The sequence below is a fragment of the Halorubrum sp. AS12 genome, from assembly GCF_051122765.1.
In the GTDB taxonomy this organism is placed as follows: Archaea; Halobacteriota; Halobacteria; order Halobacteriales; family Haloferacaceae; genus Halorubrum; species Halorubrum trapanicum.
This window is the reverse complement of the sequence record NZ_CP185385.1, coordinates 1,819,024-1,838,072: the sequence shown is the minus strand read 5'-3', so window position 1 is coordinate 1,838,072 and position 19,049 is coordinate 1,819,024. Positions and strand designations below refer to the sequence as shown.

Genomic DNA, 19,049 nt, shown 5'->3' with positions numbered 1-19,049 from the left:
GGTCGGGGCGACGCGGGAGGTCGTCGGTCCGATCTGTCTCGAACGCCGCTCGTGGGGGCGATTTCGACCGTTACTCGTCCATCGCCGGCGCCGGAACACCATCGTCGCCCGCGTCGAGCTCGAAGGCACGCCGTAGCTCCGCGATCCGGTCGCGGATGTCGGCCGCCAGCTCGAACTCCAGGTTGCTCGCGGCCTCATCCATCCGGTCTTCGAGCGCCTCGATCTGTGCTTTCGCCTCCTCGGCGCTCTCCACGTCGCCGACGCTCACGTTCGAGGTGTCAGTCTTCGAGCCGGGGAGGTTCGTCTCGCTGACCGGCTTGTCGATGGTGGTCGCCTCGTAGCCGTGTTCGGCGTTGTACTCCAGTTGGATCTCGCGGCGGCGCTGGGTCTCCTCGATGGCTTCTTCCATCGAGTCGGTCACCTCGTCGGCGTAGAGGACGACCTCGCCGTTGACGTTGCGGGCGGCCCGCCCCATCGTCTGGACGAGCGTCGTGGTGGAGCGTAAGAATCCCTCCTGGTCGGCGTCGAGGATGGCGACGAGGCTCACCTCCGGGATGTCGAGTCCCTCCCGAAGCAGGTTGATACCGACGAGCACGTCGATGTTGCCCAGCCGGAGGTCGCGGATGATCTCGTGGCGTTCGAGGGTGTCCGTCTCGTCGTGCATGTACGCCACGTCGACGCCGGCCTCCTCGAGGTACTCCGTGAGGTCCTCGGCCATCCGCTTGGTGAGCGTGGTGACGAGCACGCGCTCGTCGCGCTCGATCCGCTCGTCGACGCGTTCGAGGAGGTCGTCGACCTGCCCCGTCGCCCCCGTCACCTCCACCTTCGGGTCGACGAGGTGGGTCGGACGGACGATCTGCTCGACGATCCGGTCGGAGGTCTCGCGCTCGTAGTCGCTCGGCGTCGCCGAGACGTAGAGGGTGCGGTCCGTCTTCTCTTCGAACTCCTCGAAGGTGAGCGGGCGGTTGTCGTAGGCGGTCGGGAGCCGGAACCCGTTCTCGACCAGCGAATCCTTCCGCGACTTGTCGCCCTCGTACTGGCCTTTGATCTGGGGGATCGTCTGGTGTGACTCGTCGATCACGGTGAGGAAGTCGTCGGGGAAGTAGTCGAGCAGGGTGTAGGGGGCGTCGCCGGACTCGCGGTCGTCCATGTGGACCGAGTAGTTCTCGATCCCGGAGCAGTAGCCCGCCTCGCGGAGCATCTCCAGGTCGAAGGTGGTGCGCTCCTCGATGCGCTGGGCCGCCACGAGGTCGCCCTGGCGCTCGAAGTAGCTGACCCGTTTCTCCATCAGATCCTCGATCTCCGCGACCGCCTGCTCCAGCTGGTCGTCCGGGATCGAGTAGTGCTCGGCGGGGTGGAGCATGACCGCCGGCTCCTCCGAGACGACCTCGCCGTGCATCGGGTCGACCTTGATCATCCGGTCGATCTCGTCGCCCCACAGCTCCACTCTGACCGCGTACCGCCCGTACATCGGGTAGATCTCGACGGTGTCGCCGCGCACCCGAAACGTGCCCTGCGTGAAGTCCACGTCGTTGCGCTCGTAGTTCAGGTCGACGAGCCGGGCGAGCAGCTCCTCGCGACCGATCTCCTCGCCGACCTCCAGCCGAAGGGCCATGTCGCGGTAGTTCTGCGGGTCACCCAGCCCGTAGATGGCCGAGACCGAGGCGACCACGATCACGTCGTCGCGGGTCAACAGCGAGCGCGTCGCGGAGTGGCGCAGACGGTCGATCTCCTCGTTTATCGACATCTCCTTGTCGATGAACGTGTCCGTCTGCTCGACGTACGCCTCCGGCTGGTAGTAGTCGTAGTACGAGACGAAGTACTCGACGGCGTTGTCCGGGAACAGCTCGCGGAACTCCTCGTACAGCTGGGCCGCGAGCGTCTTGTTGTGGGCTAAGACGAGGGTGGGCTGGTCCAGCTCCTCGGCGACCCACGAGACGGTGTTCGTCTTCCCGGACCCCGTCACGCCGAGCAGCGTCTGCTTTTTCGCGCCCGACTCGAACCCCTCGACCAGCCCCTCGATCGCCTCCGGCTGGTCGCCCGCTGGCTCGAACGGGGCGTCGACGCGGAGGGGGCGGTCGACGGTCGGACGATCCTCGGAGAGGGGGGAGTCGGCGTCGCTCACGATACGCGTCGTTGGGCGGCGAGACACTTGAGCGGCGCGGCGGGCGCTCGGACGCCATCCGGGCGGTCCCCGTCGAGCGAGACCGCCGGTCAGCCGCTCGGTGTCTCCCGTCGCCAGCGGCCGACGAGCACGGCGGCCGAGACCAGGAGCGCGAACGACGTTCCGGCGACGCCGAACGCGTGGTACGGATTCGCGGGGTCGGCGATTGGGGCGAGCATCGCCAGCGTGAACGCGGACCCGAGCAGGCAGACTACCATCGCTCGCGGGTCCGGATCGTAGCGCTCGCCCAGACGGGAGAGGAGGGAGTTCGTCACACCGACCCCTCTCGCGGCGCGCCCGTATGTTTTCGGGTCGACCGCGGCGTCGACGAGACGGACCTCCCTCCGCGCCGATCCCTCACGGGGGAAGACTGACTACCGGCCCGCCGGAACGCCCACCCGTGTCCCTCCAACTCACGCCCGCCGCCGCGGTTGGAGTGCTCCTCCTCCCCGTAGTCTGGGTCGCGCTCGGGATGTGGATCAACTTCGACTCGCACGCCCGCGGAAGCGATCATCCGGGCGTTTGGGGCGTCTTCGCGCCGCTCTCGGGTATCGTACTCGTCTACTACCTCGTGTGGTGGCGTCGCGGGCGGTCCCGCGCGTATCCGCCGTCCCGGTGGGAGCGGTCGTCCGCGACCGTCGCCGTCGCCGGAATCGGCGGGCTGGTCGCCGGGAGCCTCGTCTCGCCGCCCGATCCGGTCTCGCAGTTGATCGTCTGGCCGGTCGCGTTCGCCTGCTGTCTCCCCGTCGCGTACTGGGTAGTGAAACGAGGGGTGTGAGCCGACCGGGTCCTCCGCGTCAGCGCTCGCGGACCGGTTCCGTCTCGACCGCATCGTCGCTCTCGTCCAGGAGGTGGTCGCGGGCCGCGGACCGGTCCTCGGTTTCGAGGAGTCGCTCGACCCGGCGCTCGAACTCGTCTTCCGTCAGCTCGCCGCGCGCGTAGCGGTCTCGAAGCGACTCCAGCGGGTCCGGTTCGGCGTCGGTCGCGGTCTCGTCTTCCTCGTCGTCGATCCGATCGGCGAGGACGAACGACACCGCGATAGTACCGACGATGAGTCCGGTGAGAACCGCGCCGGAGACGGTGCCGGACAGGAGGAGAGCGCCGGCGATCGGGACGCCGATAGCGAGCGAGAGGAGGGCTGCTCCCGTTTCCTCGTCCATGCGTACGGACGGAGCACCGAGGACGAAAACGTTTCCCCCTGTCCCCGCGACGCTACGGGTATGCGCATCGCCGTCCCCAACAAGGGCCGCCTACACGAGCCGACGCTCTCGCTCCTCGAGCGCGCGGGACTCCACGTCGAGGAGACCGCCGACCGTCAGCTGTACGCCGACACCGTCGACGAGGACGTGACGGTGCTGTTCGCGCGGGCGGCCGACATCCCCGAGTACGTCCGCGACGGCGCGGCCGACCTCGGCGTCACGGGTCTCGACCAGGCGGCCGAGTCGGGCGGCGTCGTCGACGACGCGGCCGCGGCGGCCGAGGGCGACCTCGTGGACCTGCTCGACCTGGGGTACGGCTCCTGTCGGCTCGTCCTCGCGGCGCCCGAGGACGGCGACGTGTCGGCCGTCGAGGATCTGGCCGACAGGACGGTCGCCACGGAGTTCCCGAACGTCACCCGCGCGTACCTCGACCGCGTAGGCGTCGACGCCGACGTGGTCACCGTGACGGGCGCGACGGAGCTGACTCCCCACGTCGACATGGCCGACGCCATCGTCGACATCACCTCCACGGGGACGACGCTGAAGGTCAACCGGCTGGCGGTGATCGACGACGTGCTCGACTCCTCCGTCCGGCTGTTCGCCCGGCCGGACGTGGTCGATGACCCGAAGGTCGAGCAGGTGGTGACCGCCTTCGAGTCCGTGCTCGCGGCGGACGGCCGGCGTTACCTGATGATGAACGCCCCGAAAGACCGGCTCGACGAGGTGAAGGAGGTGATCCCCGGGCTGGGCGGCCCGACCGTGATGGACGTGGAGGCCGACGAGAACGGCAACGGGATGGTTGCGGTCCACGCCGTCGTCGACGAGCGCGACGTGTTCGAGACCATCTCGGAGCTGCGGTCCGTCGGCGCGACCGGCATCCTCGTCACCGAGATCGAACGGCTCGTGGAGTGAGACCGGGCGGCGCTCAGTCTCCTTCAGCGGCGCCGCCCTCGCCTCCGTCGTCCCCGTCGCCGTCGATCAGCCGCTCCTTCTCCGCCCGCGACAGCGACTTGATGGCGTACTCCCGCGACATCGCGGCCGACTTCGAGTCGAACGACTCGACGTGGCGCAGGGTGACGGGCGTCCGCCCGCGGGTGTACTTCGCCCCCTCTCCGGCGTCGTGTTCGGCGACGCGGCGCTCGACGTCGGTCGTGTACCCGGTGTAGAGGGTGCCGTCGGCGCACTCGATCACGTACACGTGGTGGTCGGCCACGGGACGCCGTGCGAGCGCGAGCGCAAAGTGTGTGCGGATGTGCCCGAACCGGAGGCAGACGGAGCCGTCGCTCTCGGTGCGCTCGGTCTTCGACCGGCGTCCGACCGGTCAGTCCCCGGTTTGCGTCCGCTCGCGAGACACCTCGGCGATGCCCGCGTTCGCGGAGCACTTCGGGCACGCGTTCAGGTCGCCGTGCTCGTCCGCGAAGACGCGAGCGAAGCGGTCCGAGACGTGCGACCCGCAGTGGTCACAGCGTGGCATGTGATACCGACGTACGTCGGCGCCTACCATACGGACTCGACGAACAAATACCCTTTTTCGACCCCGTCGACTGCCGGTATTCGCCCGGTTTCCGGGATCCGAAGTCCGGCCGGGTCGGCGGAGACCTGATCCGCTCACTCGGCCCGCGCCGCGTCGACCGCGCGAGCGATCAGGCCGGCCTGCGCGCCGGCGACGAACCCGGCGTCGACGTTGACGGTCGTGAGCACGGAACAAGACTGGAGCGCGCCCTCCAAGGCCGCGACCCCCTCGCCGCCGACGCCGTAGCCGGTCGAGACGGGGAGCGCGATCACGGGGGCGTCGACGAGTCCGGCGACGACGGTCGGGAGCGCGCCCTCGCGACCGGCCGCGACGACGACGGCGTCGGCCTCGCGAACCCGATCGATCTGGTCCAAGATCCGGTCGAGGTTGGCGACGCCCACGTCGTCGACCCGGTCGACCGTCGCTCCGATTTCGCGGGCGACGACCGCCGCCTCGCCGGCGACGGGCGCGTCCGCGGTGCCGGCGGCCACGACCGCAACCGCGGCGTCGAGCGACGGCGGCTCGAAGTCGGCGGCGTGCGCGACCACGGTCCCCGTCCGGTCGTCGCGGTCGACCATTGCGTCCGCGTCGCCGTCGCCGACCGTAGACGCGACCGCCGCCGCGGTCGCCTCGTTCGCGCGCGTCACCAGCGCCCGGCCGGTCGTTTCGAGCGCGGTCGTCGCCAACGCGGCGACCTCCGCCGGCGTCTTCCCCTCGGCGAGGATCGCCTCCGGGATCCCGCGCCGTCGCTCGCGGGCGGCGTCGAACCGCCCCGCGTCCGTGGTCGCGTAGCCCGCGAGCTGCGACTCCGCCTCCTCGACGCCGATCTCGCCCGCTTCGAGCGCCGCTAACGTCTCTCGCATGGGCGACCGTGGGAGGCGGACCCGGTCGAACCTGTCGGTTCGGCGTCCGTCGACCGGTCGCGCGACGCGGTCGAGCCGAGTTCGGGGCGGGTTCGGGTCGCGTTCGGATCAGATTCGAATCGGATTCGAATCGGTTCGGAGACAGGAATCTCACAAGATTTATAAGGGTTTGTGTTCGCGCACCCCCGCGAACCGGCGGCACGGCGCCCCTCGCGGTCGAATTCAGGAACTCTTATTAACCATCACCGGGTAGGCCCGGTCGCATGGCAGACCTTATTGTCAAAGCGGCCGTCAAGGAAGCCCTGGACGACAAGAACGTCGCTTCGGACTTCTACGACGCGCTGGACGACGAAGTGGACGAGCTGCTCGAAGACGCCGCGCGCCGCGCCGAGGCCAACGACCGGAAGACGGTCCAGCCGCGCGACCTCTAAGACGGAACTCGTTTCCGTTTCACTTTATTTGAACGCCGACCGCCGAGCGGCCGCGCTATCGGTCGTGTCGTCGTTTTTCGGCAGGGTCATACCTCGTCGACCCGGACGCCGGAGTCCGTGCCGACGTGGATCTCGTCCGCCAGCCCGACGAACAGTCCGTGCTCGACGACGCCCGGAATCGCTGACAGCGTCGTCGACAGGGCGGCCGGGTCGGCGAGCTCGCCGAACGCGCAGTCGAGGACGAGGTTCCCGTTGTCGGTCACCACGGGACCGTCCTTCCGCTCCGCGCGCCGCAGCGTCGGTTCGCCGCCCGTCTCCCGAACCGCGGCGGCGACCGCGGTGCGCCCCGCGGGCAACACCTCGACCGGAACCGAGCGGTCCAGCCGCGGCGACTCCTTCGAGGGGTCGACGACGACCAGAAACCGGTCGGCCGTGGCGTCGACGAGCTTCTCGCGGGCGTGGGCCGCGCCGCCGCCCTTGACGAGCGCTCCGCCGGTCTCGGGGATTTCGGATCCCTCACCGCCGGTCGCCACCTGATCGGCGCCGTCGATCGCGAGGTCGATCCCCGGGCCGTCGGGACCGACCGCCTCGTCGAGGTCGAGAAGGGGAATCCCGCGGTCGGTCGCGAGTTCGCGGCTCGCGAAGGAGGTTGGGACGCCCCGAATATCGAGGCCGGCGTCGACCCGGTCGCCGAGCCGCCGGATCGCGTGGGCCGTCGTCGACCCGGTCCCCAAGCCGACCACGTCGCCGTCGGTCACCCTCTCGGCCGCCGACTCCCCGGCGCGTCGCTTCATCGCGTCGCTCCCGCCGCTCGTCTTCATACGCTCGGGTGCGGGCGGGGTCGTTGAAAAGGCGTCGGCGACGTGCGGACGGGCGGGACGCGGCCCACCGGAACGGGACGAGACCGCTCACTCCAGCCGGTCTAACACCGCCTCCGCGTCGTACGCGAGCGAGAGCTCGCGGGAGCGGCCGCGACCGTCGACGTCGGCGTACTCCGCATCGATCACGCCGAGCTGGTCGAGCTTGTTGATGATCTCGGAGTAGCGGGTGTAGCCGAGGTCGGTCTCGTCGTTGAACGCGTCGTACACCGCGCCAGCGCGCTCGCCGTCGTGTTCGGCGAGGACGCGGACGAGGTCGCGCTCGGACTCCGAGAGCCCGCGGAGGGACCGCGAGAGGTGGACGTGCTTCGACTTGTCGTACGCCTCCTCGACGTCCTCCTCCGAGATGGTCTTCGAGGCGCGCATCTCCGCGTTGAGTCCGGCCCGGCGTAGGAGGTCGATCCCGACCCGGAGGTCGCCGCTGTCGGCGGTGAGGTCGGCGACGCGCTCCAGTTCGGCGTCCCCGATGACGCCCTCGTGGAAGCCGCGCTTGGCGCGCTCGGCGAGGATGTCGTAGATCTCGGTCGCGTCGTAGACGGGGAAGTACACCTCCTCGGGGCGGAAAACCGACTGGACCCGGGTGTCGAGGTCGTCGATCACGTCGAGACCGAGGTCCGAGGAGACGACGATCACGCCGATCTTCGCGCCGGAGTGGGCCTCGTGGGCGCGGAGGAGGGAGTAGAGCGTGTCCGAGGCCTCGTTCTCGTAGAAGAGGTAGTTCACGTCGTCGAGGGCGACGACCAAGACCTCGTCCTCCTCGACGAGGCGGTCGGTGATCTGGCCGAACAGCTTCTTGAAGGAGATGCCAGAGGAGGGAGGTTCGTACTCGAAGATCCCCTCGAACAGCCGGGAGAACACCGCGTAGCGCGTCGAGTCGACCTGGCAGTTGACCCGCACCGTCCGCACCTCGGTCCGGGCGCCCAGCTCGCCGAACAGCTTCTGGACCGCGGTGGTCTTACCGGTCCCGGGCGGGCCGCGGACCATCGTGTTGAGCGGGCGGGAGCCGCGGACGGCGGGGCGGAGCGCGTACTTCAGGTTCTCCAGCTGGCTCTCGCGGTGGCGGAACGTCTCGGGGACGTGGTCGATCTCGAACACCGACTCGTCGCGGAACACCGACTCGTCCCACGAGAGCATGTCCCCGCCGTCCCCGGTCATGCGAGTACCACGAGAGGCCGCGCACTTAACCGTTGCCCGGCGGCGGGGCGAAACTGAAACTTGTCGCGCGAGAGCGCGATCGGAGCGATTCCGCCGATCGAGCGTTCACTCTCGGTCCGCCCGGATCTCGGTTTCCTCCGCCCGGATCGCGGTCTCGGTCGCCGCGATCCCGCTCGCGTCCCCACGGCGTAACACCAGCACGTGGCGCGTCAGCGACCGGTGAACCCGGCGCTCGAACGCCGCGTCGACGGTCCAGCCGGCCTCGCGGGCGGGACCGCGCCAGTCTCGGTCGGCGACGATCACCGCTCGCGGCGCGACCCGAGCGGCCTCGTCGAGCGCGCCCGCGACGAGGTCCGCGAGCTCGTGACGGGCGATCTTCGACTGCCGGCCGTACGGGGCGTCGAACGCGACGCCGTCGACCGCGTCGTCCGGGACGGGGAGCGCGGTCGCGTCGCCGCGCGCGACGTGCCAGTCGGGAGATCGCTCGGCGTCGTCGGTCGCGCCCGCGTCGAGGAGTCCGTCGCCGTCCAAGTACTCCCGGAAGTTCTCCCGCGCGCCGCGGACCATCTTCGACTGCGCGTCGCAGGCGACGGCGTCCGCACCGACGAGGCCGGCCTCCAGCGGGAGACCGCCGGTGCCGCACATCGGGTCGAGCAGGGTCCGCCCGGGGGCGGCGCCCGCGAGGTTGGCGTAGGCGCGGGCGTCCGCCGGGGCCATGCTCCCCGGCTGGAAGAAGGGCCGGTCGGTGGGCTTCGGCGCGAAGTCGCGGGCCGCCTCGACCGCGACCCACCCGAGCGCGCAGAGATCCGCGTCGCCGCCGTCGGCGCCGGCTATCGCGTCGTGTTCGGCGCGCGCACCGGCCGAAAAGAGCGCGCGGAGGACGTGGTCGGGGTCGTCGAGGTCGACGTCGAACCCGCGGTCGACGAGGACGCCGCCGAGTTCGCGCTCGGCCGCCTCGGTCGAAATTCCGGACGTTCCCCGGACGTTCCGGGCGCGGACCGCGACGCTCCCGGACCGGTCGAGCGACGCCGCCCGGAGCGCGGCGGCCGCGGCGTCGACGTCGGCGTCCGTGCGGGCGACCGCCTCGTGCGCGGCGCGGGTGTACGCGAGCCGGCGAGCGTGGGAACGGTCGATACCGCCGGTCCGCGCGATCCCCGGCGCAAGGAGGTCGACGCCGGTCGCGGCGGTCGCGGCCTCGCGGGCGGCGAACGCGTCGGTCTCGCCGGCGAGTTCGAGCCAGTACACGCCGACGGCTCCGCGCGGCGACGCCAATAGCGTGGCGGTTCCGACCAGCCACCTTTTTACGGCGTTCGGGCGAGAAGGGAGGTAATGACGGCCGATCCGAAGGAGACGATCACCGTAGAGAACGTCGTTGCCTCCACGGGGATCGGACAGGAGCTCGATCTCCAGAGCGTCGCGATGGACCTCGAAGGCGCCGACTACGACCCCGAGCAGTTCCCCGGACTCGTCTACCGCACCACCGACCCGAAGTCGGCCGCGCTGATCTTCCGGTCGGGGAAGATCGTCTGTACCGGGGCGAACTCGATCGAGGCGGTCCACGAGAGCCTCGACATCGTGTTCGAAGAGCTTCGCGCCCTTCAGATCCCGATCGAGGACCCGGAGATAACGGTCCAGAACATCGTCACGTCGGCCGATCTGGGCAAGAGCCTGAACCTGAACGCGATCGCGATCGGGCTGGGCTTGGAACACATCGAGTACGAGCCGGAGCAGTTCCCCGGGCTCGTCTACCGGCTCGACGAGCCGGAGGTCGTCGCGCTGCTGTTCGGCAGCGGCAAGGTGGTCGTCACCGGCGGCACCAGCCCGGTCGACGCCGAGGACGCCGTCGACGTGATAGTCGAGGAGCTGAACGGGCTGGGACTGCTGGACTGACGCCGCGAACCCGAAACGACGGCGACGAGAACTCGAAGCGACGGCGACACGGCTTCGAAACGGCGGCGCCGCGGACGCGTTCCGCGACCACTTTTACTCCTCGACCCGTAGACCGGCCATGCTCTTACAGACGGTGACACCGGTCTCCGTGCTCGGGACGACCGTCCTGTTGGCGCTGTTCCTCTCCATCACCGCGCACGTCGCGGCCCGGAACGTCCTCGGCGACGTCGACCCGCGGCGCGCCCTCTACATCGGCCCGCTGCCCGCGGTGATAAGCGTCGTCGGGAACGCGCTCGAACTCCCCGCGGGACTCATCCTCCTCGCCGCGCTCCTCGTCGACGGGACGATGTTCTGGTGGAGCTACGAGCAGCCGCGGCGGCTCGTGGCCGCGATGACCCTGATCCACGCCGTGGTCACGACGCTGCTCATCGGCGTGCTGCTCCTGGTCTCGATCCTGCTCGCGTCGATGCCGGGGTGAGGTCGCGGCGAGTGGTCCCGCGCGACCGCCTCACGGCGACGGGGGCGGCCCGTCGTACGCGTCGTGGTCCTGATAGAAGTTCAGGGTCGCGAACTTCAGCTTCTCGGGGTCGACGTCGAGCAGCTCCTCGCGCTCCTCCGGGGGGAACGCCGACCGGACCGAGTACTTCCCCATGTCGGCGGTCGTGTAGCGGCGGTCCGCGAGGATCCGGACGCCGAAGTCGTCGGGGCCGCGGATCACCCGGCCGAGCGCCTGCCGCGTCTTGCGGATCGTCGGGATCTCGACGGCGTACATCCACCCCGGGTCGCGGGAGCGGTCGCGGTCGGCGAACGCCCGGTCGTAGGCGTCTTGGACCGCCTCGGTGCGGTCCGAGAGGTGCGGGTACGGAACGCCGACCACGACGACCGTGCGGGCGTCGTCGCCGTCGAAGCTCACCCCCTCGCCGAGCGTCCCCCACAGGGAGGTGAACAGCGCGGCGCCGTCGCTCTCGACGAACTCGCTACGGAGCCGCTCCTCGTCCTCGCCGGGACCGTCGAGGTAGATCGGACCGAGGTCGGCGTCTTCGCCCCCGTTCGACCCGCGTCTCGCGTCGCTGCCGCCGCCCGGACCGCTTCCCACACTCCCGCCGGTGAGCCGCTCGTGGTAGCGCTCCGCCTCCGCGTACGACGGGAAGAAGGCGAGCGTGTTGCCGGGCGTGAACCGGATCGCGTCGCGGAGCAGCGACGCCACCGCCTCCTGGGTCTCCGGATCGTTGCGGTCGGAGGCGAAAAGCGGCGGCACGTCGGCGGCGAACGTCCGGCGGTTCTCCTCGGGGTAGCCCATCTCGTAGGCCATCGACGCGACATCTTCCAGCCCCAGCACGTCCTTCGTCACGTCGAACGGGCGCAGCGTCGCGCTCATCAGGACCGAGGCGGCCACCTCGTCGAACAGCTCGCTGGTGACGCTCCGCGGGATACAGGTGTACAGCTCCGCCCGCCCGTAGGCCTCGTCGGTGCCCGCGTCGCGCCGGACGGAGACCACCGGGTACTGCCCGAACTCCGCCCCCTCGTCCATCCACGTCGAGACGAACCGGGCGGCCGCGAGCGTCTGTGACTCCGAACGAGTCGTCGCCTCTCCGTCGCGGTAGCGGCGCTCGTACTCCTCGTCTACCGCCTGTCCGAGCTGGACGGCGAGCTCGGTCTCGGCGTCGATGCCGTTCCCCTCGTAGTTGCGGAGGAACGCCAGCGTGAGGTCGTCGCGGCGGTCGTCGTTGGCGATCGAGACGTCCTCCCAGTTCTCGTCGACCCCGCCGAACCCGAGCGCGTCCTCGTACGTCTCGACGAGGGCGTCGCGGAAGGCCCGGATGACGTTCTCGGCCGGCGCCGCGCGGGAATCGTCGCTGTCGGCCAGCTCGTCGAGCGCGGCGTCGAGGGTGTTCTCCGTCAGCGTCCGGGTGGCGTGGTCGCGGGCGGCGTCCTCGATGTTGTGCGCCTCGTCGAAGACGGTGATTATCTCGCTCGGGTCGCGGTCGATCCAGCGGAAGAACTGCTCGCGGATGTTCGGGTCGAGCAGGTGGTGGTAGTTACAGACGACCAGGTCGACGCCCTCCATTCCCTCCTTCAGCAGCTCGTAGCCGCACAGCTCGCGCTCGTCGGCGTACTCGTACACGTCGTCGGGAGTCCGGACGTCCTCGAAGAGCCAGCCGAAGAACTCCTCGGTGTCGCGGGTGAGGTTGTTGCGGTAGTGTTCACAGACGTTCGCGGCCTCGAACTCGTCGATTTCGCCCTCCAGCTCGTCGAGTTCCTCCATGATCGCCTCGCGGGCCTCGGCGGCGCTCGCGTCGCCCTCGCGGCTCTCGGCCAGCAGCTCTCGCTGCCGCGACTCCAGCTCGCGGACCTCGTTTTCCGTCTCCACCATCTCGCGGGTGGTGTCGCGGAGGGTCTGACACTCCTGGTAGTCGACGTCGATGTGACACATCGAGGACTTCCCCTTGAACACGACCGCGCGGATCGGCTCCTCGCGGGTGATCGCGCGGGCGTCCTCGACGAACTGCCGCATCTGCTGGTGGACGTTGGTCGTGATGACGACCGTGCGGTCGTGCTCGCGGGCGTGTTCGAGCGCGGGCACGAGCGCAGAGAGGGTCTTCCCCGTCCCGGGCGCGCCCTCGAACAGCACGTCCTGTCCGCGGTCCAGCGCGTTGGCGACCCTGTCCATCGCCTCGCGCTGGTTCGGGTACGGCTCCTCGTACGGGAAGAACCGCAGGTGCGGCGACTCTGACACGGGGTGTGGTTCGGCGCCACCGGCCAAAAGGGGTCGGGTGGCGGAGCGGAAGTGGTCGCGTCCCCGCGGTCGATCCGCCGTCGCCCTCGCTTCCCACACCGCCCGACCGCCGGCGACGCACCCGCCAATTTAACAGCGCGCGGCGAGCATCGGGAGACGAATGTTCGACGAGATCCTCGAGAAGTTCGAGGGGTCACCCAGCCAGCAGGCGGTGATCCGGCTGTTCTTGGAGCGCGGCTTCTCGGTCAACGAGGAGGGGCGGGTCGTCTCCGGCGGGATCGAGATCCCGTACACCGGCATCGCGCGCGAACTCGACGTCGACCGGCGCGTCGTGGACTCGACGACCGACGCGATCCTCGCCGACCCCGAACTGAAGCGCATCTTCACCAACATCTCGTCGATCCCGAGTCTGATGGATCTCGCCCCGGTGTTGGATCTCACGGTGCTCACCATCGAGGTCGCGGCCGCCGACGAGGCCGGGATCGTCGCCGAGGTGACCTCGATCCTGGCCGACCGCGACGTCTCGATCCGGCAGGTGTTGAGCGAGGACCCCGAGTTCACCGACGACCCGAAGCTGTACGTGATCACCGACGCCGAGCTGCCGGGCGACCTGCTCGTGGAGATCCGCGACCTCGACTACGTCCGCCGCGTGGGGTTTTGACAGTCGAGGACCGTTTTTGGGACCGCCGACCAGTTTCACCGCCCGGTGGACCGAGTCGCCCCGGCGAGCGCTTTTGAGAGATAGCGAGCCGCAACCGAGGGACGGCGCCTCCCAGACTTCACTTTCACTGGGGTGTAAACCAGCCTTTATACCCGATGGCGAACAAGGGTCGTGTACATGCCTGAAGACGAACTCGAGGACCTCCCCGGCGTCGGCCCGGCGACCGCGGACAAGCTCGTGGACAACGGATTCGAGAGCTACCAGTCGATCGCTGTCGCCAGCCCCGGCGAGATGTCGAACACCGCCGACATCGGCGAGTCGTCCGCCAGCGACATCATCAACGCCGCCCGTGAGGCCGCCGACGTCGGCGGCTTCGAGACGGGCGCGACCGTACTCGAACGCCGTCAGGAGATCGGCAAGCTCTCCTGGCAGATCGACGAGGTCGACGACCTGCTGGGCGGCGGCATCGAGACGCAGTCGATCACGGAAGTGTACGGCGAGTTCGGGTCCGGGAAGTCGCAGGTCACCCACCAGATGGCCGTCAACGTCCAGCTCTCGAAGGAGAACGGCGGGCTGGAGGGCGGCTGTATCTTCGTCGACTCCGAGGACACGTTCCGGCCGGAGCGGATCGACGACATGGTCCGCGGACTCGACGACGAGATCCTCGCCGACGAGATGGAACGCCGCGAGATCGAGGGCACCCCGAGCGACGAGGAAGCGCTGGAAGACCTGGTCGACGCGTTCTTAGACCAGATCCACGTCGCGAAGGCGTTCAACTCCAACCACCAGATCCTGCTGGCCGAGAAGGCGAAGGAGCTGGCCGGCGAACACGAGGAGACGGAGTGGCCGATTCGGATCGTCTGCGTCGACTCGCTCACCGCGCACTTCCGCGCGGAGTACGTCGGGCGAGGCGAACTCGCGGAGCGACAGCAGAAGCTCAACAAACACCTCCACGACCTGATGCGGCTCGGCGACCTGTACAACACCGCCATCCTCGTCACGAACCAGGTCGCGTCGAATCCGGACTCCTACTTCGGCGACCCGACGCAGGCGATCGGCGGCAACATCCTGGGTCACGCCTCCACGTTCCGGATCTACCTCCGGAAGTCGAAGGGCGACAAGCGGATCGTCCGCCTCGTCGACGCGCCGAACCTCGCAGACGGCGAGGCCGTGATGCGCGTCCAGAACGAGGGATTGAAGCCCGAATAGCCGGGTTTCCCCGGAATCAATCGGCGGTGTCGCGTCGAACCCGCCGTCGATCGATCGATCCGATCGGTCGACCGAGATACTGGTTGACAAACGTTAATTTCTGTCGACGAGGTCCGTATCACCCGAATTCGGGACGGACAGTCCGTACCGCGTCCGATCGCGGGACAGCGCGGTGGCAATACTCGCCAGAAGGGGCCGCGCATGGCCCGGAAACGGCCGTCGACGGGGGATCGTAACGAAATGATTGGAAATATTACACAACGATCGTTGTCTTCGAGCGCAACGATTGCCGCGAAACACCCGAGGAAACATCCTTATATTCCATAGCTACATCCTTATATCGGACGACCGCTGTATTATTAAGCAGATTTTTTGTGAAACTCAACTCTAACGTTTATGTATAGCCGTTCCCGGGAGTCGAAACGTGATTCAGCACATGAACACGAGCGAAACGAAGCATGAACCGGACAGTCGTTCAGTAGAGGTGGCGGAGGCGTGACGGGCGGCGTACTCGCCTCGATCGACCCGAGCGTCCTCGCGGAGGGTGTGAACCTGATGTGGGTCGCGGTGGTCTGTTTCCTCATCTTCTTCATGCACGCCGGCTTCGCGATGCTCGAAGCGGGGCAGGTGCGCGCGAAGAACGTCGCGAACCAGCTCACGAAGAACCTCCTCACCTGGGGCGTCGGCGTCTTGGTGTACTTCCTGATCGGGTTCGGAATCGAAAGCGTCGCCGCCGGTGGCGGCTTCTCCCCGGCGACGGCCCTCAATGACGGCGAGTGGGTCAACAGCTGGCTGTTCGGCGCCGTCTTCGCGATGACGGCGGCGACGATCGTCTCCGGCGCGGTCGCCGGGCGGGCGAAGCTCCGGGCGTACGTGGCGTACACGGTCGCCATCTCGGCGGTCATCTACCCGGTCGTGGCGGGCATCACCTGGGGCGGCGGCTTCCTCGGCGGTGCCGGGCTCGGCTTCACCGACTTCGCGGGCGGGATGATCGTCCACGGCGTCGGCGGCATCGCCGGACTCACCGCGGCGTACATGCTCGGACCGCGCATGGACCGCTACGCCGAGGACGGCTCCACGAACGTCATCCCCGGTCACTCGATGACGTTCGCGGTTCTGGGCACCCTCATCCTGGCGTTCGGCTGGTACGGCTTCAACGTCGGGACGACCGCGACCGTCTTCTCGGTCACCGAGTCGGGCGAGCTCGCGCTCGGCGGCTACGCCGCGGTCGGCCGCGTCTCCCTGACGACGACGCTCGGCATGGGCGCCGGGGCGGTCGGTGCGGCGCTCGGCTCGATGTACCTCACGAAGAAGGTCGACACCCTGTACGTCGCCAACGGCGTGCTGGCGGGACTCGTCGCCGTCACCGGGACCGCCAACGCGATCACCTGGTGGGGCGCAATCGCGGTCGCGCTGATCTGCGGCCTCCAGCTCCCGCTGGTCTTCGAGTTCGTCTCGGACAAGATGAAGATCGACGACGTGTGCGCGGTCTTCCCGGTTCACGGCTCCGCGGGGGTCATCGGTGTCCTCGCGCTGCCGTTCATCCACGTCGACGGCTTCTCCGTCGACCTGCTCGTCTCGCAGGTCATCGGCGTCGTCGTCATCACGGCGTGGACGGTCGTCGCGACCGCCGTTGTCTTCGGCGCGTTCAAGGCCGTCGGGCAGGCCCGCGTCACCCCCGACCACGAGCGCGACGGGCTGGACGTCAGCGAGCACGGCGTCGAGACGTACCCCGAGTTCGGCAAGACCAACGTCGCGACCGACGGCGGTCCCTCCGTCGTCGACACGACCGACGAGTCCCCCGCGCCGACGGCGGCGAGGAGACGGGCACGGAGATCAAGATGGTCACCGCGGTCGTCCGTCCCGACAAGCTCGGGGCCATCAAGCAGTCGCTCGCGGAGGTTAACGCCCCCTCGCTCACCGTAACGAACGTCTCCGGCCGCGGCTCTCAGCCCGCGAAGAAGGGCCAGTGGCGCGGCGAGGAGTTCACCGTCGACCTCCACCAGAAGGTGAAAGTGGAGGTCGTCGTCGCCGACATCCCGGCCGACGAGGTCGCGGAGGCGATCGCCGACGCCGCCAAAACCGGCGAGCCCGGCGACGGCAAGGTGTTCATCATGCCGGTCGAGGACGCGCTTCAGGTCCGCACGGGCGCGACCGGTCCGGAGGCGGTGTAAGCGGACAGCGCGCGACCAGCGGAGGCGACACGAACAAGGGAGACGCTTTTTGACGGGCCGAACCGGACGACGGTTCGGCAACTACTTTCAGCCCGACGCTCCAACCGGTCAGTATGAACCACGAGCGCTCGCGCGGGCTGTACGACCGCGCGCTGTCGGTCATGCCGGGCGGGGTCAACTCCTCGGTCCGGGCGACGATGCCGCACCCGTTCTTCATCGAGCGCGGCGACGGCGGCCACGTGATCGACGCCGACGGTAACCGCTACGTCGACTGGGTGATGGGGTACGGCCCGCTGCTGTACGGCCACGACCTGCCGGACCCGGTCGAGGCGGCGATCCAGTCGCACGTCGCGGAAGGACCGATGTACGGTGCGCCGACGGAGATCGAGGTCGAACACGCCGAGTTCGTGGCGCGACACGTCCCGAGCGTGGAGTCGATCCGCTTCGTCAACTCCGGGACGGAGGCGACCGTCTCGGCGGTGCGACTGGCCCGCGGCCACACCGACCGCGACAAGATCGTCGTGATGCAGGGCGGTTACCACGGCGCACAGGAGTCGACGCTGGTGGAGGGGTCGCCGGACGATCACCACCCGTCGACGAAGGGGATCCCGGAGGAGTTCGCGCAGCACACCCTCCCGATCCCGTTCAACGACCCGCAGGCCGCCAAGGAGGTGTTCGCGGAACACGGCGACGAGATCGCGGCTGTCCTCGTCGAGCCGATCTTAGCCAACAAGGGAATCGTCACCCCGATCGACGGCTACCACGAGACGCTGCGGGACCTCTGTGACGACTACGGCTCGCTCCTCGTCTTCGACGAGGTGATCACCGGGTTCCGGGTCGGCGGTCTCGGCTGCGCGCAGTCGAAGTTCGGCGTCACCCCCGACGTGACGACGTTCGGCAAGATCATCGGCGGCGGCTTCCCGGTCGGCGCGATCGGCGGGAAAGCGGAGATCATCGAGGAGTTCACGCCCGCGGGCGACGTGTTCCAGTCCGGAACGTTCTCCGGCCACCCGGTGACGATGGCCGCCGGGAAGGCCACCTTGGAGTACGCCGCCGAGAACGACGTGTACGAACACGTCAACCGACTCGGGCGGAAGCTCCGCGAGGGGATCGCGGAGATTTGCGCGGAGCGCGCCCCCGAGTACACCGTCGTCGGCACCGACTCGATGTTCAAGACGGTGTTCACTCGCGAGGCGCCCGACGACCCGGACGACTGCTGTGCGGGCGGCTGCCGGCAGGACCCCGACTGCGACCGCTACGACTCCTGTCCGAAGAACGGGGCCGACGTGGCCGCGGCCGCGACCGACCGCTGGGAGCGCGTGTTCTGGCAGGAGATGAAAGAGCAGGGGGTGTTCCTCACGGCGAATCAGTTCGAGTGCCAGTTCACCTCCTACGCGCACACGGAGGCGGACGTCGAGAAGACACTGGAGGCGTACCGAGAGGCGATCTGAGTCGGCGCCGTCGCGCGCTCGGAGGCCCGCGAGTTGCGTTCCGAGACGCGCCCGCGACCGCGCCACCGGCGCGGGCACGAGAGACGACGGGGAACGGCGCTGCTACCGCGGACGCGACCGCGTGACGCTGCCGTCGTCCGCGTCCGGCTCCGACCGTCGAGGCGGGGACGCGGACGACGGGGCCTCGCAAATGCGCGCGATCCGCCAGCCGTCACCCCGGCAGCGGACCGGCTCCAAGACGGCCTCGACCACGTCTCCGGAGCGAAGCCCGTCCAGCCGCCCGCGGACGCCTTCGGCCGCGTCGATGACCTGGTATATCCGGCCGCCGGACCCGTACAGCGTGACGCCCCTGTCGCGGCGCGGTTCCGTCACGACTCGACACCGCCGTCTGACCCTGTCGTTTGCCCCCATGAGATCGGGTTATGCCCGAGAGGGACGTAAAACGAACTATGAACCCGGTGTACGGCGACAGAGAGCTATGGACCGGTACCGAGACGGCGGCGAACGCGTGCAGCACGGACGCGGCCGCTGACCACGCGCCGCGTTCTGACGTGAGTTACGGAATTTTTTTATACCCGAATACGCCTATCTCCACGAGATGACCGCAGCGGCTCGTCTCGACGCCGTCCTCTTCCGAGACCGACGAGCCCTGCGACCGCGACGAGGCGTCCGACCGCCGCGACCGGCTTCCGGCGCGGCGCGACGACGGCCCCTCTCGGGCCAG

General features: G+C 68.9%; 19 protein-coding genes and 1 pseudogene. 9 read left to right on the top strand and 11 right to left on the bottom strand.

All coding sequences use genetic code 11. From position 1 onward, the window contains the following. Positions 1 to 70 precede the first annotated feature (70 nt). Both uvrB and ACODNG_RS09200 read right to left on the bottom strand, forming a co-directional pair. Positions 71 to 2,125, bottom strand: coding sequence for an excinuclease ABC subunit UvrB (gene uvrB, locus ACODNG_RS09205; RefSeq protein ID WP_434521065.1), 2,055 nt, complete (start codon positions 2,123 to 2,125; stop codon positions 71 to 73). Between the two features lie 89 nt (positions 2,126 to 2,214). Continuing rightward, positions 2,215 to 2,439, bottom strand: coding sequence for a hypothetical protein (locus tag ACODNG_RS09200; RefSeq protein ID WP_434521064.1), 225 nt, complete (start codon positions 2,437 to 2,439; stop codon positions 2,215 to 2,217). 125 nt (positions 2,440 to 2,564) lie between these two features. Between ACODNG_RS09200 and ACODNG_RS09195 the strand changes: the two genes are divergently transcribed. Further along, positions 2,565 to 2,942, top strand: coding sequence for a hypothetical protein (locus tag ACODNG_RS09195; RefSeq protein WP_434521063.1), 378 nt, complete (start codon positions 2,565 to 2,567; stop codon positions 2,940 to 2,942). Positions 2,943 to 2,961: 19 nt separating this feature from the next. Here ACODNG_RS09195 and ACODNG_RS09190 read toward each other — a convergent pair whose 3' ends face one another. Beyond that, positions 2,962 to 3,324: an SHOCT domain-containing protein gene (locus ACODNG_RS09190; RefSeq protein WP_434521062.1), complete on the bottom strand. Its 363-nt coding sequence runs from the start codon at positions 3,322 to 3,324 to the stop codon at positions 2,962 to 2,964. Positions 3,325 to 3,384: 60 nt separating this feature from the next. On the opposite strand from ACODNG_RS09190, the gene hisG reads away from it, so the two are divergent. After that, a complete protein-coding gene (gene hisG / locus ACODNG_RS09185) occupies positions 3,385 to 4,275 on the top strand; it encodes an ATP phosphoribosyltransferase (protein WP_434521061.1) in 891 nt (296 codons plus the stop codon). Positions 4,276 to 4,288: 13 nt separating this feature from the next. Here hisG and ACODNG_RS09180 read toward each other — a convergent pair whose 3' ends face one another. From ACODNG_RS09180 to larB, 3 genes are all read right to left on the bottom strand, one after another. Continuing rightward, positions 4,289 to 4,576, bottom strand: coding sequence for a GIY-YIG nuclease family protein (locus ACODNG_RS09180; RefSeq protein WP_434521060.1), 288 nt, complete (start codon positions 4,574 to 4,576; stop codon positions 4,289 to 4,291). A 108-nt stretch (positions 4,577 to 4,684) separates the two neighbouring features. Further along, positions 4,685 to 4,837: a DUF7563 family protein gene (locus ACODNG_RS09175; RefSeq protein WP_006629056.1), complete on the bottom strand. Its 153-nt coding sequence runs from the start codon at positions 4,835 to 4,837 to the stop codon at positions 4,685 to 4,687. Between the two features lie 134 nt (positions 4,838 to 4,971). Beyond that, positions 4,972 to 5,739 carry a nickel pincer cofactor biosynthesis protein LarB gene (gene larB / locus ACODNG_RS09170; RefSeq protein ID WP_434521059.1) on the bottom strand — a complete coding sequence of 256 codons (768 nt, stop codon included), beginning with the start codon at positions 5,737 to 5,739 and terminating at the stop codon, positions 4,972 to 4,974. A 263-nt stretch (positions 5,740 to 6,002) separates the two neighbouring features. On the opposite strand from larB, the gene ACODNG_RS09165 reads away from it, so the two are divergent. Continuing rightward, positions 6,003 to 6,170 carry a DUF1931 family protein gene (locus tag ACODNG_RS09165; protein WP_004047560.1) on the top strand — a complete coding sequence of 56 codons (168 nt, stop codon included), beginning with the start codon at positions 6,003 to 6,005 and terminating at the stop codon, positions 6,168 to 6,170. Positions 6,171 to 6,256: 86 nt separating this feature from the next. Here ACODNG_RS09165 and rpiA read toward each other — a convergent pair whose 3' ends face one another. The 3 genes from rpiA to ACODNG_RS09150 form a co-directional block, all read right to left on the bottom strand. Further along, complete coding sequence (gene rpiA / locus ACODNG_RS09160) at positions 6,257 to 6,991, bottom strand: ribose-5-phosphate isomerase RpiA (protein ID WP_434521058.1); 735 nt, start codon at positions 6,989 to 6,991, stop codon at positions 6,257 to 6,259. An 87-nt stretch (positions 6,992 to 7,078) separates the two neighbouring features. Next, positions 7,079 to 8,203 (bottom strand): ORC1-type DNA replication protein, encoded by a 1,125-nt coding sequence (locus ACODNG_RS09155; RefSeq protein ID WP_434521057.1) that lies wholly within the window; start codon positions 8,201 to 8,203, stop codon positions 7,079 to 7,081. A gap of 105 nt (positions 8,204 to 8,308) precedes the next feature. Continuing rightward, positions 8,309 to 9,448, bottom strand: a complete 1,140-nt coding sequence (locus ACODNG_RS09150; protein ID WP_434521056.1) for a TIGR01177 family methyltransferase — start codon at positions 9,446 to 9,448, stop codon at positions 8,309 to 8,311. An 84-nt stretch (positions 9,449 to 9,532) separates the two neighbouring features. Between ACODNG_RS09150 and ACODNG_RS09145 the strand changes: the two genes are divergently transcribed. Both ACODNG_RS09145 and ACODNG_RS09140 read left to right on the top strand, forming a co-directional pair. Next, positions 9,533 to 10,093 carry a TATA-box-binding protein gene (locus ACODNG_RS09145; RefSeq protein WP_434521055.1) on the top strand — a complete coding sequence of 187 codons (561 nt, stop codon included), beginning with the start codon at positions 9,533 to 9,535 and terminating at the stop codon, positions 10,091 to 10,093. Positions 10,094 to 10,211: 118 nt separating this feature from the next. Then, positions 10,212 to 10,571 (top strand): DUF7473 family protein, encoded by a 360-nt coding sequence (locus ACODNG_RS09140; RefSeq protein WP_209545154.1) that lies wholly within the window; start codon positions 10,212 to 10,214, stop codon positions 10,569 to 10,571. Positions 10,572 to 10,601: 30 nt separating this feature from the next. Here ACODNG_RS09140 and ACODNG_RS09135 read toward each other — a convergent pair whose 3' ends face one another. After that, positions 10,602 to 12,830: an ATP-dependent DNA helicase gene (locus ACODNG_RS09135; RefSeq protein ID WP_434521054.1), complete on the bottom strand. Its 2,229-nt coding sequence runs from the start codon at positions 12,828 to 12,830 to the stop codon at positions 10,602 to 10,604. Between the two features lie 160 nt (positions 12,831 to 12,990). Between ACODNG_RS09135 and ACODNG_RS09130 the strand changes: the two genes are divergently transcribed. From ACODNG_RS09130 to hemL, 4 genes and pseudogenes are all read left to right on the top strand, one after another. Next, positions 12,991 to 13,491, top strand: coding sequence for an amino acid-binding protein (locus ACODNG_RS09130; RefSeq protein ID WP_209545150.1), 501 nt, complete (start codon positions 12,991 to 12,993; stop codon positions 13,489 to 13,491). Positions 13,492 to 13,668: 177 nt separating this feature from the next. Beyond that, a complete protein-coding gene (gene radA, locus ACODNG_RS09125; RefSeq protein ID WP_096394319.1) occupies positions 13,669 to 14,700 on the top strand; it encodes a DNA repair and recombination protein RadA in 1,032 nt (343 codons plus the stop codon). A gap of 495 nt (positions 14,701 to 15,195) precedes the next feature. Next, positions 15,196 to 16,874: pseudogene (locus ACODNG_RS09120) on the top strand (ammonium transporter). Positions 16,875 to 16,987: 113 nt separating this feature from the next. Then, positions 16,988 to 18,325 (top strand): glutamate-1-semialdehyde 2,1-aminomutase, encoded by a 1,338-nt coding sequence (hemL, locus tag ACODNG_RS09115; protein WP_434521053.1) that lies wholly within the window; start codon positions 16,988 to 16,990, stop codon positions 18,323 to 18,325. A 102-nt stretch (positions 18,326 to 18,427) separates the two neighbouring features. On the opposite strand, the gene ACODNG_RS09110 is transcribed toward hemL, so the two are convergent. Next, entirely contained in the window at positions 18,428 to 18,697 is a 270-nt protein-coding gene (locus tag ACODNG_RS09110) for a hypothetical protein (RefSeq protein WP_434521052.1), read from the bottom strand. Between the last annotated feature and the right edge of the window lie 352 nt (positions 18,698 to 19,049).

Excerpts from the sequence above, each read along its gene's own strand:
- ACODNG_RS09190 (WP_434521062.1), bottom strand. The coding sequence starts at position 3,324 with ATGGACGAGGAAACGGGAGCAGCCCTCCTCTCGCTCGCTATCGGCGTC.
- hisG (WP_434521061.1), top strand. The coding sequence starts at position 3,385 with ATGCGCATCGCCGTCCCCAACAAGGGCCGCCTACACGAGCCGACGCTC.
- ACODNG_RS09175 (WP_006629056.1), bottom strand. The coding sequence starts at position 4,837 with ATGCCACGCTGTGACCACTGCGGGTCGCACGTCTCGGACCGCTTCGCT.
- larB (WP_434521059.1), bottom strand. The coding sequence starts at position 5,739 with ATGCGAGAGACGTTAGCGGCGCTCGAAGCGGGCGAGATCGGCGTCGAG.
- ACODNG_RS09165 (WP_004047560.1), top strand. The coding sequence starts at position 6,003 with ATGGCAGACCTTATTGTCAAAGCGGCCGTCAAGGAAGCCCTGGACGAC.
- rpiA (WP_434521058.1), bottom strand. The coding sequence starts at position 6,991 with ATGAAGACGAGCGGCGGGAGCGACGCGATGAAGCGACGCGCCGGGGAG.
- ACODNG_RS09155 (WP_434521057.1), bottom strand. The coding sequence starts at position 8,203 with ATGACCGGGGACGGCGGGGACATGCTCTCGTGGGACGAGTCGGTGTTC.
- ACODNG_RS09145 (WP_434521055.1), top strand. The coding sequence starts at position 9,533 with ATGACGGCCGATCCGAAGGAGACGATCACCGTAGAGAACGTCGTTGCC.
- ACODNG_RS09140 (WP_209545154.1), top strand. The coding sequence starts at position 10,212 with ATGCTCTTACAGACGGTGACACCGGTCTCCGTGCTCGGGACGACCGTC.
- ACODNG_RS09130 (WP_209545150.1), top strand. The coding sequence starts at position 12,991 with ATGTTCGACGAGATCCTCGAGAAGTTCGAGGGGTCACCCAGCCAGCAG.
- radA (WP_096394319.1), top strand. The coding sequence starts at position 13,669 with ATGCCTGAAGACGAACTCGAGGACCTCCCCGGCGTCGGCCCGGCGACC.
- hemL (WP_434521053.1), top strand. The coding sequence starts at position 16,988 with ATGAACCACGAGCGCTCGCGCGGGCTGTACGACCGCGCGCTGTCGGTC.